General features: G+C 33.6%; 11 protein-coding genes. 4 read left to right on the top strand and 7 right to left on the bottom strand.

The genetic code is table 11. The annotated features are described in order from the left end of the window. Nucleotides 1–94 precede the first annotated feature (94 nt). From ABD935_RS13605 to ABD935_RS13590, 4 genes are all read left to right on the top strand, one after another. Complete coding sequence (locus ABD935_RS13605) at nucleotides 95–436, top strand: PadR family transcriptional regulator (protein WP_345192833.1); 342 nt, start codon at nucleotides 95–97, stop codon at nucleotides 434–436. After that, entirely contained in the window at nucleotides 433–2,229 is a 1,797-nt protein-coding gene (locus ABD935_RS13600; protein WP_345192831.1) for a PspC domain-containing protein, read from the top strand. Before ABD935_RS13605 ends, ABD935_RS13600 begins: the two co-directional genes overlap by 4 nt. A gap of 130 nt (nucleotides 2,230–2,359) precedes the next feature. Further along, nucleotides 2,360–3,088 (top strand): head GIN domain-containing protein, encoded by a 729-nt coding sequence (locus ABD935_RS13595; RefSeq protein WP_345192829.1) that lies wholly within the window; start codon nucleotides 2,360–2,362, stop codon nucleotides 3,086–3,088. A 150-nt stretch (nucleotides 3,089–3,238) separates the two neighbouring features. Continuing rightward, a complete protein-coding gene (locus tag ABD935_RS13590) occupies nucleotides 3,239–4,102 on the top strand; it encodes a GIN domain-containing protein (protein WP_345192826.1) in 864 nt (287 codons plus the stop codon). A 158-nt stretch (nucleotides 4,103–4,260) separates the two neighbouring features. Here the strand turns inward: ABD935_RS13590 and ABD935_RS13585 are convergent, their stop codons facing one another. The 7 genes from ABD935_RS13585 to ABD935_RS13555 form a co-directional block, all read right to left on the bottom strand. Continuing rightward, on the bottom strand, nucleotides 4,261–5,427 hold the full coding sequence (locus ABD935_RS13585) for an alginate lyase family protein (RefSeq protein WP_345192824.1): 1,167 nt from the start codon (nucleotides 5,425–5,427) through the stop codon (nucleotides 4,261–4,263). Between the two features lie 33 nt (nucleotides 5,428–5,460). Continuing rightward, complete coding sequence (locus tag ABD935_RS13580; protein ID WP_345192822.1) at nucleotides 5,461–7,887, bottom strand: glycoside hydrolase family 2 protein; 2,427 nt, start codon at nucleotides 7,885–7,887, stop codon at nucleotides 5,461–5,463. A 3-nt stretch (nucleotides 7,888–7,890) separates the two neighbouring features. Beyond that, nucleotides 7,891–9,075 (bottom strand): glycoside hydrolase family 88 protein, encoded by a 1,185-nt coding sequence (locus ABD935_RS13575; protein ID WP_345192820.1) that lies wholly within the window; start codon nucleotides 9,073–9,075, stop codon nucleotides 7,891–7,893. 338 nt (nucleotides 9,076–9,413) lie between these two features. Continuing rightward, complete coding sequence (locus ABD935_RS13570) at nucleotides 9,414–10,946, bottom strand: RagB/SusD family nutrient uptake outer membrane protein (RefSeq protein ID WP_345192817.1); 1,533 nt, start codon at nucleotides 10,944–10,946, stop codon at nucleotides 9,414–9,416. 36 nt (nucleotides 10,947–10,982) lie between these two features. After that, nucleotides 10,983–14,012 (bottom strand): SusC/RagA family TonB-linked outer membrane protein, encoded by a 3,030-nt coding sequence (locus tag ABD935_RS13565; protein WP_345192815.1) that lies wholly within the window; start codon nucleotides 14,010–14,012, stop codon nucleotides 10,983–10,985. Between the two features lie 395 nt (nucleotides 14,013–14,407). Beyond that, on the bottom strand, nucleotides 14,408–18,457 hold the full coding sequence (locus ABD935_RS13560; RefSeq protein WP_345192813.1) for a two-component regulator propeller domain-containing protein: 4,050 nt from the start codon (nucleotides 18,455–18,457) through the stop codon (nucleotides 14,408–14,410). 59 nt (nucleotides 18,458–18,516) lie between these two features. Beyond that, complete coding sequence (locus tag ABD935_RS13555; protein ID WP_345192810.1) at nucleotides 18,517–20,196, bottom strand: glycoside hydrolase family protein; 1,680 nt, start codon at nucleotides 20,194–20,196, stop codon at nucleotides 18,517–18,519. Between the last annotated feature and the right edge of the window lie 291 nt (nucleotides 20,197–20,487).

Below are 20,487 nucleotides of genomic sequence, written 5' to 3'. Positions count from 1 at the left end.
TTTCATCAATAATAACAATCATCAAATCAATCAATACTGAAATAAATTCAGCACATGAAAACGAACAGTTTCACAACATTAAACGAATGACACTATGAAGATAGAAAACACAAAAGCACAAATGCGTAAAGGCGTATTGGAATTCTGCATACTCTCAGTCTTAAAAGACGAAGATGCGTATGTTGCAGAAATTCTGGGCACCTTGAAAGATGCGAAGTTGCTGGTGGTAGAAGGGACAATTTACCCACTACTTACACGACTTAAAAACGCAGGACTTTTAAATTACAGATGGGAAGAATCGACCTCTGGACCTCCAAGAAAATATTATGGTTTAACGGAAACGGGAAAACTGTTTTTAAAAGAGTTGAACACCACTTGGAGTGAATTACACCATGCAGTAACTATAGTAACAAGCCAAAAAACAACAAAGAAATGAATAAGACAGTCAACATAAATTTAGCAGGTATATTTTTTCATATAGATGAAGATGCGTACTTAAAATTACAGCGCTATCTTGAGGCTATAAAACGTTCATTTACAGACTCTCAAGGGCGTTCTGAAATTATAGCGGATATAGAAGCTCGTATTGCCGAACTTTTTAATGAGCGTGTGCAAAACGATAAGCAAGTTATAAGAATTAAAGAGGTAGATGAAGTGATCTCAATCATGGGGCAACCAGAAGACTACTTGGTAGATGACGAGATTTTTGAAGATGACCCGCATACTTCTTATAGTAAAAAAGCAGCTCCATCTAGAAAGTTATTTAGAGATACAGACAACTCATACATTGGTGGGGTATCATCTGGATTGGCACATTATTTTGGTATTGACGCCATTTGGATTCGTCTAGCTTGGATTCTTTTAATTTTTGGTGCAGGTACTGGTATTTTACTTTATATTTTACTTTGGATTTTAGTTCCTGAAGCTAAAACAACTGCCGAAAAAATAATGATGACCGGAGAACCTGTTAACATTAGTAACATTGAAAAAAAAATCAAGGACGGGTTTGATTCTGTAACTGAAACTGTTGGTGATGTTGCCAAAAATGTATCTGATTCTGTTTCAAATGCTGCCAAAAATATAGATGTAAAAAAAACTGGTAACTCAATAAAATCGTCGTCAAGAACTTTTTTTGATACCATTGGAGATATCATCATGTTCTTCTTTAAAGTGTTTGCTAAATTTATAGGCATCATACTTATTATAACAGGAGCTGCGGCTATAATCGGGCTAATTATTGGGCTATTTTCATTAGGTGTAGCCAATATTATGCACATTCCTGGTTTAGACTTGGTTGAGATTGCCAATGCTGGCGAAACACCTATTTGGTTAGTATCATTATTAGCATTTTTTGCAGTTGGCATTCCCTTCTTTTTTCTATTCTATTTAGGCTTAAAAATTCTCATTAACAACCTGAAATCAATTGGGAATATTGCTAAATTCACCTTGCTTGGGTTGTGGCTTATATCCATAATATCCTTAGTAATTGTTGGTGCTAGACAAGCCAGTGAACATGCTTTTGAAGAAAGTTTTACAGAAAAAACAGAAATGCCAATTACAGCAAACGACACCATAAATATTAAAATGGTAAGTCATGATAATTTTAATTCTGATCATTACCATCATGACAGATTTAAACTTGCCTATAATGAAAGCGGCGATAAAGTTTTGTATTCATCAAATATTGATATTATAGTAAAATCTACTACAGATTCCATAGCTAGAATCGGCATAAGAAAAAGAGCCGATGGTAGAGATTATGAAAAAGCCATTGAGCGTGCTAAAAACATAGATTATAATTTCGAATTTAAAAACAATACCTTACTATTAGATTCTTATCTAACCACAAATCCCGAAAACAAATTCAGTGATCAAAAAGTAGATGTGGTGCTTTATTTACCTGAAAATTCGGTTGTTTATTTTAATAACAGCACAAAAGACAACTTAAACTACAGAACTTATAATGGTAATATTGTTTCGAGAGATAAAGTCAACCATTACTTAAAAATACTGAATGACGATACTGAATGTTTAGACTGCCCTATTGAGGAAGATGAAGATTTTAAAATTGAAGTAAACGCATCTGGAATAAAGATTAATGATAATGGTTTAGAAATTAAAGCTGATGACACCCATTTAAAAATAGATGAAGACGGTATTAAAGCAGAGTCTGATGCTATTAAAGTAAATATAAATTCAGACGGTGTTAAAATTGAATCAGACAACTAACAACTCATCATCATAAAACAACAATTCAGATATTTAAGTTACTAATCAACACTGTTTTAAAAGATATTTGAACTATAATTTAACCATTAGTACTGAACTTGTTTCAGTATCAATCAAAAAACGAACAATCATGACAACACTAATTAAAATCATTGTAGCAACCGTATTAAGCTTAACGCTTTTTTCATGCAATTTCGATATGAACCTCAACTCAGGAGTTAGAGGTAATGGAAACGTCATTACCCAAGAGCGAACTATTAATGAACCTTTTTCTACTATAAAAGCTACGGAAGGTTTAGATGTGTATTTAACGCAAAGTGATATAGAACGTATAAGCGTTGAAGCCGACGAAAATTTACACGACCTTATTTTAACTGAAGTTGAAGATGGTGTTTTGAAAATTCATACCAAACAAAATATTGGTAAAGCGTCATCAAAAAAAGTAAAAGTAAGTTTTAAAGATATTTCAAGTATTATATCTACAAGTGGAAGTGATGTGTATTCAACAAATACCATTACAGTTGAAAACTTAAATTTAAAATCAACTAGCGGTAGCGATATGAAACTAGATGTAAATACAACAACTTTAAATTGCAAGTCTACAAGCGGAAGTGATTTAAGATTGTCTGGAAAAACCATTAAACTCATTGCGGAAGCCACAAGCGGAAGTGATATTAAAGCTGCTGATTTAATGGCAGAATCTAGCGAAGTGAAAGCTACTAGCGGTGCAGATATAACAGTGAATACCTCTAAAGAATTAACTGCCAGAGCTACTAGCGGTGGTGATGTTAAATATTATGGAAACCCAGAAAAAGTTGATAAAAGTGATAGCTCTTCAGGAAGCATCAGACAGCAGTAAAAACAGAATCAACCAACAGCTAACTAATTATTTCAAACCATCCCATACTTTATTAAAAGTTTGGGATGGTTATTGTTTTATATTTAGTGACTAATATGCTATATCATGTGTCACATCATTAACGCATTTAGCAATTAATCCGTTTTAAAAATGAAGAACTCCCATATAGTATTACTTTTTAGTTTTTTAATTAGTACATTCAGCATGGCTCAAACCACAGATAAAGTAAAAGGAAATAGAAATGTTATTACACAGCTAACCAATATAAATTCATACCATACGATTGCTCTTGATGAAGATTTTGAAATTGAAATCATCTTTAATAAAAATCCTTCGGTAGAAATTGAAACCGATGAAAACTTACATGAGTATATAGCCTTTCAAGTTAGAGATAGCATTCTAACATTTAATAAAACCGCCAAAATCACTTCTAAAAAGAAACTGAATATCAAGGTCACCTATGATGATTTTCTTAGACATATTGAAACGACAGACGATGCAGAAATCACCTCACTTACAACCATGGATTTAAAAAACGCTTCATTAAAAACCAAAGGCTCTTCAAAAGCGGGATTAACTATTCAATCAGACAACTTCAGTTTTGAAGGCGACGATAAATCTAAAGTAAAACTAAACTTAACCAGCGAAAATTGCACTATTAACACAAGTGGGTACAATAAACTAGAAGCACTTATTAACACCTCAAAGTTTTCAGCAACATTATATCAGCGCGCCAATGCCATTATAGAAGGCTCAAGTATTGAGGCTACAATAGATTTAGATAATAACGCTCTATTTAACGGTAAAAACTTCACCCTAAACACGTGTCATGTTATTTGCGAAATTAATAGTGATGCGCACCTTGAAGTTTTGGAAAACATAAGCATTGAAGCATCTGGGTCTAGTTCTATTTATTTATATGAAAATCCAATAATCACTATAAATAAACTTACCGATACATCTAAACTTCAAAAGAAAGTAAAATATAGAACCTCGGGGCGTCAAAACCCATAGAAGGACATAATACCAATTCTGTTATTTTAGATTCCCGTTTTATTCATCGTCTACTATTTTATAATAATGAATTCATGAATCTTTCGATTTCACGGGAATGACAATTTCAATTGAAACCCCAAGGCAGAGCCTCAAGGAATTCTTTTCGATTAAATTGTTCAATACACCCATAACAAAGGATACCTAATGGGCATATTTCTGATTATCTCTGGTTTATTTGGTAATGCAGGCAATTTTTTCCAAATATCAATATAGTCTTCCCTTTCAAACTGCAAACCTCCAAATAACAAAGACGGTTGTTTTGTAGGCCAATCGTCCCAATACATAACATCTTTTTGAAAAGTCCAAAGGTCTTTATTTTTTAAAGATGGAAACATAAATGCCAAGCCTTGTTTTAAACTTTTACCATCTTCCGTTTTATATTGAAACAAATTATCATCTTCAGTAGATATTATTTGTGCCAATCCAAATATGGCATCTAAATTGAAAATAGAGTAGCCATAAGGTTTTGTTCTAGACAATTCTTTAGGGAAACTGCCATCTTTTGCCATTTGTCCAGGTAAAAGTACTTCCTTGAAAAAAGTTCTACAAAAACTCAACTGCCCTTCATTACCAACAAGTTCTGCAAAAGCAGCAACTTGCATGGCCCAACAGGTACTATGATTGTTTCCGTTATCGCGTTCTTTTTTGCCATAATCATGCGTTGTTAACCATGCTAAATAATCTGAAAACCATTGTTTTATTTTGAAGAGTTCTTCAATAGAAATTAATTGTGACTGCTCTACAACTCGAATAGCTTTAGCAACTTCAATCAAATGAATGGTATCTATAATTCCAATACCCCTACCTGTAACGCGACCTTTTATAGCTTGTGCATACAGCAAATTTGGGTTCATTTTGGTTGTTTCATTAACAAACCAAGCTTTTAAATGAGGTATCAAATCCTTGATATACTGTCCATCCTTGGTTACTAAATAAGCGGAAGCTAATGCACCAGAAATCTGGCCTAGCCTAATCATTGCTTTACGATGTGCCACAAAATTATCAGGATTACTTAAGCCATCTTTTCTAATATAGGCACTATCAGGATGTTTTGGGTTTGGCCACCAATAATCGCCTTCAGAATAAAAATCATGCTTGCCTCCTGCACTGCGCTCAGAAAAACTAGCGGTAACCGTTACTGGATTTAGGTTAGAATACCTTTCTGCGGATTTAAGTATATGATTCTTCTCTAATGTAACAACTAAATCAAAATCATAAGAAGACTTTGAACATCCGCTAATAATTATAAAAAGTGTAACTATGCTATATCTATAATACTGCATTAAGAACTGGTTTTAAGATAAAAAATTCACAAACTAATCTATAGTTAAATACGTTCCTTTAAAATTTTGGTTCAAAACCATCATTTTAAGCTGCTTATCTTTTGAATGCCGTTTCACTTCTATAGATGCTTTGCCATTAGCCATTTCAATAGATTCACTACCTGTTGGAGTACCAAGGCTTTTAAAGGTTTCTCCACCTGAAAGGCATTGGAAATACACCCGGTTTTCATAATCTAAACAACGCAAACCTTTACTATCATAAGCAATAGCCGTTACTAAGTAATTTCCATTCTCGAAGATTTTATAGTCTAATTTTAACCCTTTGGCCTTATTGTTTTTAGTAAACCTGTAATTCAACTTCAATTCATCTTTAACGTCTTTACCTTCCTTAGTTTTTCCAACTGAAACCAAAGTATTTTCGCCTTCTTTGAAATTAATATTCCAGTTTAAACCCGCAGCAGGAAACGCTTGAATGTCCCGTTGTTTAGCTCCTAGGCTTTTTCCGTTTAAAAACAACTCCACTTGTGGACAGTTACTATAAACACTAATATCTCTGGCAACGCCTTTTGGCCCCTGACGCTCTGTCCAAGTATGTGATTCTATATATGTAAATGGCTCATCGCTCCAATAACTTTTAAACACATAAAACGCATCTTTTGGGTTACCTGCTCTATCCACCAATCCTTTTTGATTCATGTACGGAATGGCATTTTCTGGTCGTAACGGCGTACCAAAATCCTTAAAAGCCCATTGGATATTTCCAACAAACGTAGTATCGTTTTCTGAAATACGCAGATGCCAATCGAATAAATCGACAATATAATTCTCGCTCCAATCACCAATTTGGGCAATATTAGCAACATCCGTTTGCACAATGGCTTCTTCCCAACCGTCTGCCTGTATTTTTCCCTCGCCAGTTATTGGTGTTTCAGTATGACGTCCTAAATGACTAGACCCGCCGTACTCTGCATGTAAAAAATGAGGGTATTCTGCTTTGTATTGGTCGATAGCTTTTTGGTAGCTTTTATAGCTCCCTGAATACCAACCAGACCAAATGGATGGTGAAAATACATCTACAATATCTGCGCCTTCATAATATTTTCTAATAGCTGTTTTTCGCGATGGATCCAACTCATGCGAATAATCATGTAACTCTTTTAAATACACATTTATGTTTTCTCTATTATCGCCATCTTCAAAATCCGGCAACCAATAAATCTCGTTCCCCATAGACCATAAAATGATACTCGGATGATTAAAATTTTGTTCTATAATTTCTTTCAACATGGTTTTTGTATTGGCTTTCCAAACATCATTTCCTAAACCACCACGACACCAAGGCAATTCATCCCAAACTAGCAAACCCAATTCGTCACAGGCTTTGTACACTTCTGGATCTTGTGGATAATGTGCCAGACGCACAAAATTCGCACCCATATCCTTAATGAGTTCTATATCTGTACGATGTTGGGCATTGCTCATTGCAGCTCCTACCCCAGCATGTTCTTCGTGCCTATGTGTACCTCTTAAAAGCAATCGCTTTCCGTTAAGATAAAATGCACCATGATCTTTAAACTCAAACCATCTGAAACCAACGCGGTCGGATATTTTGTCTTTTACCATTTCATTTTCAACCAATTCTACTAAAAGCGTGTATAAATTAGGATTATCGGTGCCCCAAAGTTTTGGGTTTTCTATCGTTTTAAAATTGATTTCTGAAGTATTATCAGTGATATCAAAAAGTGATGATTTTATAGATTTACCATTGGCGTCCAACAAAGATGCTTTTACTTTTAAATTTGAATTGTTATCAGCATTATTAACTGAAACAGTTGCCTGTAATTCGGCATTTGACGCTGAAACTTTTGGTGTTGTGATTTTCAAATTTGAGACATACTGATCAGGTAAAGTTTCCAACCAAACATCTCTAGTAATACCACCAAAAATAAAGAAGTCACTTTTTTGGGACGGTATAATCTCTGGATCATAACCGTTATCAGCTCGCACTAAAATGATATTACTTCCTATTGAAATAGCTTCGGTAATATCAATTGTAAAACCAATATACCCTCCAACATGACCTCCAACTTTTTTTCCATTCACATACACTTCACTGGTAATATTGACACCTTCAAAATACAATTGATAAGTAAAACCTGAAATGATTGAAGACACATCCATTTCTTTTTTATACCAACTTCCACTTCGTCTGTAACCTGCTTCTAAATCTGTAGCATCTAATGCATTCCAACTATGTGGTAAATTTATGTTTTCCCAATCATTTTGCTTCAAAGCATCATCTATACTTTTAGTGTCATTTTCCAAATACAGCCAATTGTCATTAATATTGACTTTGCTCCGTTCTTGATTTTTTTCTTTGGAAGAAACCCCGCAAGACATGATAACGAAACAAACCAAAAGAAGGCTAATAATTTTAAATGTTGGACTTTTATATATCATCTGTTATACATCTTTTAATCTCAATAAGGTTTCTAAATAATAATAATCTCCATAGACTATAGGCTCATCCATTTCTGATCTTTTCGACCAATCTCCAAAACTATGGTCTAAAATAAAGGGAATATCTACATCACTGGGCAAAATATATTTTGATGATGTCATGGTGTTTGCTACTTTCTTGCTGTAATTCAAATAATCCTCATTTTTGGTATATCCATAAAGTTCCACCAAGGCAGATGCAACTATTGCCCCCGCTGACACATCTCGTGATGCATTGGGTATATTAGGGGCATCAAAATCCCAATAAGGAATACCATCTTCTGGTAAATTTTTATGATTTAAAAAGAAACCTGCCGTTGCTATAGCGCGTTCTAAATACTTAGGGTCTTTTGTGTAACGATAGGTCATGGTATACCCATAAATAGCCCAGCCTTGACCTCGTGCCCAAGATGTTTCATCACCAAAACCTTGATGCGTTACTTTCATTCTTGGCTGAAGCGAAATAGTATCATAATCAACAACATGATAACAACTATTATCTGGTCTAAAATGATTTTTAAGTGTGGTATTTGCGTGGGTTACTGCTAGTTTATGAAAGGTACTATCTCCTGAAATTTTAGTAGCCTCGAAGAGTAGTTCCAAATTCATCATATTATCAATGATTACTGGAAATTGCCATACATCTCTATTAAAATCCCACGAGCGTATGCTCCCTATCTTTTTATTAAAACGGGTGCTTAATGTGGTAGCACTTTCAACGATGATATCTTTATAGGTTTGATTATCTGCATGTTTTAATCCATTTCCGAAGCTGCAAAACACTTTAAAACCCATGTCGTGGGTTCTGTCGTTATACTTTTCTTTTTCTATGAAAGCAGTCCAATGTTTAGCTTTTGTCTTAAAGTCTACATTTCCTGTTAACTCATAAATTTGCCATAGATTACCTGCAAAAAAACCACTAGTCCAATCTTTTGATGGCACTTTTTTAATTTCTTGTTTTTCATGCGAAAAACTTCTTGGGAATGCTAAAGAATCTACTTTGTAGTGTAAAAGTTTATCGTACCTATTTTCTAATTCTTTTTGTGGATTGTATTGTTCTTTAGTTTCCGTTTTACAAGAAACAAGAACACTTAATAATATAAAAAATAACTTAAAGCAATGTTTTTTCATCATAAAATTTAATGTCATATGTTATGCGTTTCAAATGTATTTTAATTGTTGCAAATAGAAATACAAAAAAGGGGGTAAAATTGTACATCCCTTTATTTAAAGAAACTAACGCAATGGTTTTATATTTTTTTCTTTAAAACTAAAATTGGGTTTACAACTTAGAAAAAAAGTTACAAACCCAATTAATAGAATTCAAATAGATTATATTAAATCTATTCAATATTTTTAGTAATAAAGTTTTTATAACACCTCTAAATGAGGTATTATATTTTTTTCATCCTTAGGTTTGCAAATGTTAAAAATGCAAACCCGAGAACAAAAATCAACTAAACTAACACTAATCATAAATCTCCTAACTAGTAATTAGGGTTATTTGGTAATAAATTAGGATTTCTAGCTAACTCATCTGAAGGTAATGGATATAAATAATCTTGATTCTCATCAAAGCCAGGTTTTGCTCCTTCTAAACCTGAAGCAGAAAACACTTCTGGTCCCATTCTTCTTCTAGCAATGTCATACCATCTTTTAAACTCAAAGGCAAGCTCCCATTTACGATCTTCTAAAACCATTGTTCTAAAATCGTCTTTTGATAATCCAGAAACGTCTGCAGGAAAAGCTGAGGGAGTTGAACCTAAAGCACCATCTCTTGCTCTTTTTCTAACTCTGTTTACATAACCCTCTGCCTCTGTAGTTCCTGGTGTCACTTCGTTTAATGCTTCAGCAGCTATTAACAATACTTCTGCATAACGAATCATAGAATAGTTGTTCTGTGACGCTCTACCATTTCCGTTAGCAGTGACTCCTGTATGACGGGTATATTTTGCAATATGTGGGCGATTTACACCTCTACCGCTGGCACCACTCTCCTTAAAAACAGTATAAGGTTGTACGACACCATTAAAAACGCCTGTATCATCTAAACTAACCGATTTTCTATAATCTCCGTCATCCCAAGTATTATATACTTCAAGAGATGGAACACCAACTGACCAGCCTCCTCCAAGACCATATTGTTCGTCATTTCTAAGCCCCGTTAATGCCGGTGCATAATCTTGACCTAAATCACCATCTCTAAATCCATTAAAATCTAATGCAAATATTGGTTCTTTAGAACCATCTATTGTAGTTGCATCAAATAAATCTTGAAAATCTGGTTCTAAACCTAAGCTGTATATTCCTTCATTATCAATAACACCTTTAGCTTCTGCATACGCTTTTGGATAATCTCCCATAGTTAAATACACTAAAGCTAAATAAGAGTGAGCTGCTGATTTAGCAGGTATAGATCTCGCATCTTGTGTATTTGGCAACCATATTTTAGCAAACCCTAAATCTGCAATAATGTTTGTGTACACATCAGCTGCTGATGTTTTACTGATAGCACCAGCTGCTGCCGCATCAGTTACAGGTGCATCTAAATAAGGAATATCTCCAAATTGTCTTACTAAATGAAAGTATGCAAAAGCTCGTGCAAAATAAGCTTGTGCAACTACTGGGTTTTTCAACTCATCAGCTACACCTATTAGTTCTGCTCCGGCAATAGCCTGATTAGCAGCTGCTATAATTTGATACACTCTATTCCAATAGCCCGAAATCATTCCATTATCAGTTGGAACATTAAATTCGTCATGCTCAATTCTTCTTGTCGATGTTGTTGGGTCACCAATAGCTACCATATCACTACGTAACATAAGCGGTAATGACATTTTTCTCCCCCAAAAGTCTTCATCAGTCATGTGTCCGTAAGTACCATTAACAGCTGTTTGTAAATCAGCAACACTGTTAAAAAAGCCTTCTGGCGCTAATAAACCTACTGGCGCTTCTTCTAAATCTGAACACCCTAATATTGATATTCCTATCAATAAGAGTAAATATTTGTATGTTTTCATTTTATATTTTTTTAATTAAACTTATTAAATTTACGATTAAAATTTCAAATTAACGCTGAAAGTAAAAGACTCCACATTTGGATAATTCCCAAAATCAAACCCATTTGTTGTGTTACTTTCTTCGCTTCCCGCTTCACCTGATCCAAAATAACTCACTTCAGGATCTAATCCAGAGTAGTTTGTAAAAGTCAACAAATTCTGTCCACTAAAAGATAATCTAACGCTATCCATTCCTAACTTCTCAACAACATTTGAAGGTAAATTATAGCCTATGGCTATATTTTTTAATCTAATATAACTTCCATCTTCAACAAAGCGAGAAGAAATCTCTTTTCCTCTAAGTTTGGCACGTGGTATATTTGTGTTTGTATTACTTGGAGTCCAAGAGTTTAATACATCTGTTGTAGCATTCGAATCTCCATTAAACAACTGAACAGCCGTAAGGTTCATGATATCACCACCTTGAACACCTTGAAAAAAGATGTTTAAATCAAAGTCTTTATAAGTAAAGTTATTTGTAATACCCATTGTCCAATCTGGGTTAGGGTTTCCTATTATTTTTTGATCTGCAGGAGTAATTTCACCACTTTCATCTACATCTGCAAATAATTGATCTCCGGCTTCAGCTCCAGGTAAAATAGCTGTACCTGCTGGTAAAGCACCGCCTTGGTAGACACCTTGATAATCATAGCCCCAAAAAACACCAACAGCTTCACCTTCTCTTAGAACGTGCGTACGATCTATGTTAAAATAACCTGGAGAAGCATCTTGAAATAAGTCTTGACCATCTAACAAAGTAACAAATTCATTTTTGTTCGTAGACCAATTAAAATCTGTAGTCCATGTAAAATTATCGTTACTTATGTTTCTCGTATTTAAATTAATTTCAAATCCTTTGTTATTAACCTCACCAACATTTTTTAAACTAGCAGGCGTTAGAAAACCAAAATATTCTGGCTGGCTCTGGTCATTTATTAAAAGGTCTTTAGTATCAATGTTATAATAGTCTAAAGAAAGTGAAATTTTACTATTGAATAAACCTAAATCTAAACCGATGTTTGTTTGATAAGAAGTTTCCCATTTTAAATCTGGATTGGCTGCTTGATCAGGAGTAACTGCACTTACGGTCTGTCCATTAGTAACTGCATAAATGTTATCAAATTTTGCTAATGACTCATAAGGTGATATACCTTGGTTACCAGTTAAACCATAACTAGCTCTTAGCTTTAAATTTGAAATAGTTTCATGATTTTTTAAAAAGTCTTCATTTGAAATTTTCCAACCTATAGCACCTGATGGGAAAATAGCATATTTCTCGTTAGCAGCAAAGTTAGATGCTCCATCTCGTCTTACAGTAGCTGTTAATAAATACTTATCATCATAATCGTAATTCAATCTTCCGAATTGAGATTGAATTTCTGATATTGATAAAGATGATGTTGGTATTAACTGTACTGAACCACCACCTAAATTATGATAAGAAAACGAATCAGAGGTAAATCCTTGAGCACCTGCTGCGAATCTTTGAGTATTATTTTTTTGATAAGAATAACCTGCTAATACTGTTAAATCTCCTTTCCCTATTTCTCTTTTATAAGTTAAGTAATTTTCACTCAATAGGATTGTTCTCTTAAAATTTTCTATTATAGCTCTACCGCCTGTACTTCCTCCAGCTGTAACAATTAATGTTGATGGTCTAAAAAGACCAAAAGTTTCATTTCTTGTACTATATCCAAAAGTAGTTTTAAAAGTAAGACCTTCTATGATATCATAATTTGCATATAAGTTTGCTCTATAATTATCTGTTTTAGTTTCATTTACAGCTTCAGTAGCAATGGCATACGGATTATCCACATTATCTCCTACAGAGTTAATTGTATTTAACCCGTTTGCATCTTGTATTCCTAAATCTGGTGCAAATCTAAAGGTTAATCCAACAACATCATCTCCACCACCATTTGCAGTTTCGCCAGTTGATTGAGTAGGAACTCCATCTTTAGCACCTCTACTACCAAAAAGATTAAGGCCTAATTTTAATTTATCAGTTACTTGTGCATCAATATTTGACAAGAAAGATATTCTTTCAAATTCAGAATTTATAATAACCCCGTCTTGTTTAAAATAATTAGCAGAAGCATAAAAGTTTATGTTATCACTTCCTCCTGAAAAAGAGAATTGATGATTCGCAGTACTTCCTGAGTCGTAAAGTAAGTTCTGCCAATCTGTGTTTGCATTTCCTGGAGTATAACCAGGATTTAATGCTGTTTGATAAGATGCAAATTGATCTGCGTTTAATAAATCTAATTCACTTGAAGTATTTTGAATAGAATAATTAGAATTAATTTCAACAGTTAATTTACCGCTTCTACCTTTTTTAGTAGTTACTAAAACAACTCCATTCGAACCTCTAGAACCATATATAGCGGTTGCAGAAGCATCTTTTAACACCTCCATAGATTGAATGTCATTTGGCTGTGGCATAGTTGCACCTACAAAACCATCTACAACAATAAGCGGCGCACTACTTGCATTAATAGACGTATTACCTCTAATTTTTATATTGATAGGTGCTCCAGGCTCACCACCATTATTAGATTGCACAACTACCCCAGCTGCTCGTCCCTGTAATGCTTGTGCTGCATCTAAAACAGGGAATGCATTTAATTCTTCAGATTTTACTGAAGATACCGCACCTGTTACATCACTTTTTCTACGAGATCCATAACCAACAACGACAACTTCGTCTAGTGAAGCCAAATCTTCTTTTAAAGCTACATTTATTGTATTTGAATCGCCTACTGCAACTGCTTTGGTTGCATACCCTATATAGCTAAATAATAAAGTAACATCGTTTCCGCTTACCTCTATAGTATAGTTTCCATCAAAATCTGTTGAGGCCCCTTTACTAGTTCCTTTGACAATAACATTAACACCTGGCAGCGCCATACCATCGGCTTCTGCGGTTACAGTTCCCTTTATCGTTTTTTGTTGGGCATTCAAAGTAAACGCAAAACAAAATCCTAATAGTAAAAGGAATGTCTTCTTTAATTGTTTGTTTTTTCTCATTTGTTTGTTTGTTAAATTTAGTTAATCTGTTAGCTTAAAAAAATAATTAATAAACCGAATACAATAATGATAAAGACTAATAATCCTTCAACATATCTTTTATTCAATTTGTTGTTTTTCATAATAATTTATTCTATAATCTTCATATATACCTGGGTTTATAGGTTAATGGTAAAAGTAAATTAAAAGTGGAGTTCAAAAATTCAAAATAGGTATACTATTGTACAAAATTCGATTTTCAACCTTATTTACATTCATTCAATTAATTGGTTTTCCAAATTGGTTTTCCAAATTGGTTTTCCAAATATACAAAAAAATATTAAACCAAAACACGGTTCTATTTAGAGTAGGGATTTTTTTACCCTTAATTATTAAGAAGATATATAATGGAGTTACTAATAATCAAAAAATTTATTAGCATACTGTGTTGGGGTTTCACCAAATTTCTTTTGAAAACACTTGCTGAAATACTTTGGGTTCTTAAAACCAACTTTATTGCTTACCTCTGAGATGTTTATTTTTCCCTGTTCTAATAATTGGGCGGCACGCCGCATTCTAAAATGCTGAATGAAACCATTTGGTGTAAAATTTGACCAGGCTTTTGTTTTGGTAAACAACATGGTTCTGCTTACTCCTAATTCTGAACAGAAATACGGAATATCAAATTCTTCATTACCTATATTGTCTTCAACAATTTGAAGTGCATTTTTATAAAGTTTCTCATCATACGAAGAAATAATAACTTCATTTGGCTGCAATGGGTCATTTGATGAAAATTTTTCCTTTAATCTAAAACTCGCATCTAACAAATTCTTAATACGAAATTTAAATTCTTTTACATTAAAGGGTTTACTAATGTAATCATCTGCCCCACTTTCCAAGCCTTCCAATTTATATACTAATGATGAACGCGATGTTAACAACACAATAGGAATGTGGCTGGTTTGCAAATCTTGTTTTAATACAGAGCATAATTCTGTTCCTGCCATTACCGGCATAACCACATCGCTAACAATTAAATCTGGCGCTTCTTTTTTAGCAATTTTAAAGGCTACTTTGCCGTTTTCTGCTTCAAGAATATTATAATCATCTTTTAACAGACCACGCATAAATTTCCTAAGTGGTTTATTATCTTCTACTAAAAGAATCGTTAACTTTTCTTCGGCAGGTATTTCCGCTGCTATATCATCTTCAAGAATAACAAAGGGTTCCTCTAATTGTGTTACGTATTGAGATACATCATCGCTAAACTTGAAATCTTTTATAATTTCGTCTTCCGTTAAATGTTCATGCCCCAAAGGAAGTATTACCGAAAAAACAGAACCTTGGGCATTATCATTTTTACTCACACTGATTTCTCCTTTGTGTAAATTGACAATATTTTTTGCTATGGAAAGTCCGATGCCAGTCCCTTTGTTATAATTGTTATCTGGCTTATTATTTACTGCAACTTCAAAGAAACGCTCAAAAATCTTATCTTGATATTCTTCGGCAACACCTACTCCAGAATCTTCTACTCGAATTATTATTTTTCCATTTTCCTGCGTAACCCTAATAGCTATTTTTCCATTTTTTGGAGTGTACCTAAACGCATTTGAAATCAAATTATAAAACACACGCTCTAATTTGTATCGGTCGTAATAGACCAAAATCTCTTCATCTGTGGTATGAAAACCATAATCATAATCGCCATCTTTAGCAAATTCACTAAAGGATAGATAAATCTCTTTTAAAAACTTAACAATATTTCCTTCAGCTGCTTCCAACTTAAAAAGATTATTTTCCAGCTTCCTAAAATCCATCAGACGATTGATAAGTTTTAGTAAATGATTGGCGCTACTTTCTACCACCAATAGTTTTTTATACATACCGCTACTACCTTTATACCCTTCAAGTATTTGATGCAATGGTCCCAAAATCAAGGCCAAAGGTGTTCTGAACTCATGGGAAATATTAGTGAAGAATTCTAGTTTTGCTTTGTTTACTTCTTTGGTTCTTTCGGTTTCAATATGTTCTAATTCTAATTCGTGTCGAAGTTTTGTTTTCGATTTCAAAATGGTCATTAAAAAATACAGCGCTGTCAAAATCACCAATCCATACAATAAAAATGCCCACCAACTCCGCCATGGTGCCGGGTTTAATTGAATTTTTAATTGTGTTGCATTAGTATTCCATACATTATCACTATTAGCTCCTTTGACTTCAAAAATATAATCTCCTGGATTTTGAATGGTATATGAAGCGGTACTACCTGTAGTTAAAACCCATTCCTTTTCAAGCCCTTTTAGACGGTATTGATAATGGTTGTTATTAGAATTAATAAAATTTGGCATTGCAAAAGACACGCTAAAATTACCTTGGTCATAAGATAACTTTAATGACTCCGTAAACGGAATGGTTTTTTCTAAAACGGCATCCTCATCACTTAAAACCACAGATTTATTCTTGATTTTAAAATCTGTTATAATAACTTGTGGAGCATATCTGTTAGTTGTTAACTTTTCAGAATCAAAATAAGTAACACCAGCCGGGCTCCCAAAATAAAATTCTGCCGTCCCCGTTTTCAAACTTGCATTATCATTGAACTCATTACTTATAAGACCTTCCTTTTGATTGAAAAACGTGGTGTTTTTTGTTTTAATATTGAATTTCACTAAGCCTTGATTTGTACTTATCCAAAGGTTTTTAGAGGCATCTTCAAGTATACTGCGAACCGCTGAAATCATTTTATTATCAACTGACAATTTTATAGACTTAAAATCTGAGTCCTGAAATACAAAAAGGCCTTTTGCTTTTGTACCAACCCAAATTTGTTTATTGGAATCTTCAAAAACAGTCAGAACATCATCACCATACTGAAGGGCAAAATCATAAAAATAATTGGTAACCTTTCCGTTTATATCTATTTTGTTAAGTCCTTTTTCCGCGCCAACCCAAACGTTTTGTTCCGCATCAATTTCCAAAGCACGGACTAAATTGCTTGATAAAGAATTGTACCCGTCTTCATTAAAACCAAAAATTTGAACAGCTTTGGTATTAACATTATATTTTACTAATCCTTTGCCAAAAGTACCCAACCACATATTTTGCTCCTGGTCCTGTTTTATGGCATATACCCCAACATTGTTTAAATAATCCTTAAGGTTTTCAGATAACATAGATGTATCAAAACTCAGTGACTTAGGATTATAAACCGTTATACCACTATTAAATGTTCCAATCCATAGTTTATCATTTTTGGACAACATCAACGATTTAATATTGTTATCAGAAAGTTGAGGCGTATTTCCCTTATTAATGTATTGATAGGCATTATCCCTTTTATCAAGAACTGTAATCCCCCCACCTTCGGTTCCGAAGAAAATAGCATCTTTATAATTTTCAATGGAACTCACTACATTATAACTTAATCCTGTTTTATCAGGGTTTTGTGTGATACTTACAAAATTCACATTGGATTGGTCCCAAATATTCACCCCTCCGTAATAAGTACCTATCCAGACAGAACCTTTTTCATCCTTAAATAAGGATTTTATGGAGTTCTTGCTTAAACTTTTAGAATCAGCAATATTGTTAGTTAACAATGTTATATCTCTACTTTTATTTGCAATCTGAAGCCCGTTATAAGTACCAAGCCATAATTGATTGTTATCATCAAAAAGCAATTGTCTTACATTTTTATTATTACCATTTAAAGCTTCTGCAGAAAAATAAGGGGATATCTTTTCTGTTTTCGGGTTATATTCCAAAACACTCATATCTTTAGTTGCCAACAATAAGTCTCCCTTTGGGTTTTCGACTAAATCCTGAACATGCAAGGCCTCACTTCCTATACTGGTTTTAAATTGAAAATTATCATTCTCTCTATCTCTTAGTGTTCTTACTCCTGTTGTTGTTCCTATAAAAATTGATGCATTTTGAGTTTCAAGAATGGATAAAACATAATCGTTTTTTAAGAAATTCTTAAATGAATCTGTAGATTTATCATAAACCGATAGCCCGTTAGACGTTCCAATCCATATGGTACCATTGGACAGTTGCTTAATGGTCAATACGGTATTATTGCTCAAAGATGTCTTTTCTTGATTATGAAAATAGCGTTTGAAAATATTGGTTTTTGGATTATATTTATTGAGTCCATTGTATGTGCCAACCCAAATAAAACCATCTTTATCTTGTTGAATGGCAAGAATATCATTATTGCTTATTGATGCTGGATTATCAACTTCGGTTCTATAAACTGTGAACTTGTTACCGTCATATTTATTTAACCCATCTCGGGTACCTATCCAAATTTGCCCCAAGTTATCTTGATGAATGGCAATAGCCGAACTTTGAGATAAACCTTCAGCAGTAGATAAATGTGCAAATTGATAAGTCTTTGTTTGTGAAAAACCCAGAAATACAAAGCAAAAAACAAATAACAAAGTAAGACGTCTAAACATTGAAATTATTAGAATTTAACCACAGCAAGGTAATAAAGATTAAACATAGAATTAAGGAATCATTGGTTTTTCAATCGGTTTTTCAATCGGTTTTTCAATTGGTATCTATACAATGAAGGTACAGCTTCTGTAGGTTTATTAACGGATTCGATATGTGCCATAGGCTCATAGTTTACATCCAAATTATGATTTCCGTTAACACCAATAATTCTTGCATAAGGTCCATCTTTCATACCATTTAAAAGCACAGGTTCCGTTTTACCTAAACCTTCTAAAACATCAACATGAATGTTCCAAAACGTACTATATGCACCATGTGATGGTTTCCAGTAACCGGCACCGCCTCCAGTAAATAACGGGTAACTTCTATCTGGATTTGGTGTTAAATGAACTTTAATATTATCAAACAAATTTTGATGATTCGCACCAGAATGTTGGTCTAAAATAGGATCAACAAAAACCTCGCAATCTAAATACACACTCTTTGTAGCAAACGTATTAAAGCTTAAAGGATGTACCGCTTTATTATAAACTTTTATACCTTGAGCCAACACATTATAAGTACCCTGCATCATTACGGTATAATGCGCAAAATTCTCGCCTTTGGTGGTCACATTTTTAATAGTAACATTCGCTATTTCTTCACTTAAAATACCACTATCAGCATTTTCAATAACCACATTATTCACCCAACTGTTAAAAACGCGTGTTAAATAAATGCCATTAAAACCAGGCTCTACATGATGTGCTACTCGTGGCGACTTCGGGAAAGTGATTTTTAAATGTTCAATACCTAATTCTTCCAAATGCTGCCAAATAACTAATTGCGCTTTGTAACTTGATTTTATATCTATCGTGAGTGGACTATTAATCGTTACCATGTTTCCTGAAATTTCAGAAATCCTTACTTGCTGCTTTACTAATGGTAAGTCTGGGAAACTCCAATGATGAGACCCCACTTGAACCTCTTGATTTTTGTATAAATCGTCGATTATTTTTCCTTTTTCACCATCTTTATTGAAAATTTGTAATTCCACTACATCTCCAACCTTTACATTTTTTACTTCGGAAACCTTAAAACTTAATGCACCTCGCTTTCCATTTAAAACTTTAGCAACCACATCATACGGTTTTTCATATTTCTGAAGGTATGATTTTACACGAACACCAGGCACTTTTGTCCAGATAAATCCTCCAGCCCAAGCATACTGCGAAAACGGCAAATCAATATTGTTTTCCTTCTCTCCTTGTCGCTTGTCAAATTCTAACAAATACTCACGAAGCTCCTGCAATACCTCTGGGTTCTCGGCATACATTAAAGGTCTAGGACAATAAATCTCTGTTCCATTAGGGCCTGTTCCTGCACCTCGTAATACAAAATGACTGCGTTCTAAATACAGAATATCACTTAAAATAAGTCGTCCAGATGGTAGTTGTAATGTGACTTTTCCTTGAATCTTTGACGTTTCTTCAATCGCTTTTTTCAATGCTTTAGAATCGTCTAATCCGTCATTTGCTATCACACCATAATCAAATGCATTTATAACTTTCCCAAAGTTCATGGGGCTGTTTTTTTCTCCATTATGATAGCCTGCAAAACTGAAATCTGGAAGATAATTGGAATCGTTTACAGATTTATTTTGAAGTATTTCTGGTAATTGTTGTCCTAAAACAGAAGTTACACTTACAAAAAACAAGAACAATACTGGTATAATACGTGGGTGGTAAAAGTATAGCATTAGATACTAATTATTTTTAAGGGATTACAAAATGTATTTTGTAAATATAGTTTTTACTTGGTATTCTAGAGTCCTGAATCAGGGGTGTAATTGTTCTAATTATTGCACTGAATATGTTTAGTACATGACAAAAATCAAATTAACTTTCAATAAATAGTAATAATCTCACTGAAATTGAGACCGATATTATTAAACTGCCGATAATTAGTGTTTGGACGGAAACACTAATTAATAACACCATTTGCCAATTGATATTACTGGTATAAATCCTATTTACTTTTTATAAAACAC

Origin of the sequence: Algibacter agarivorans, from assembly GCF_039543245.1 — a bacterium.
Classification (GTDB): domain Bacteria; phylum Bacteroidota; class Bacteroidia; order Flavobacteriales; family Flavobacteriaceae; genus Algibacter_G; species Algibacter_G agarivorans.
The sequence above is the reverse complement of the archived record's forward strand: the minus strand, read 5'-3'. Positions and strand labels throughout refer to the sequence as shown.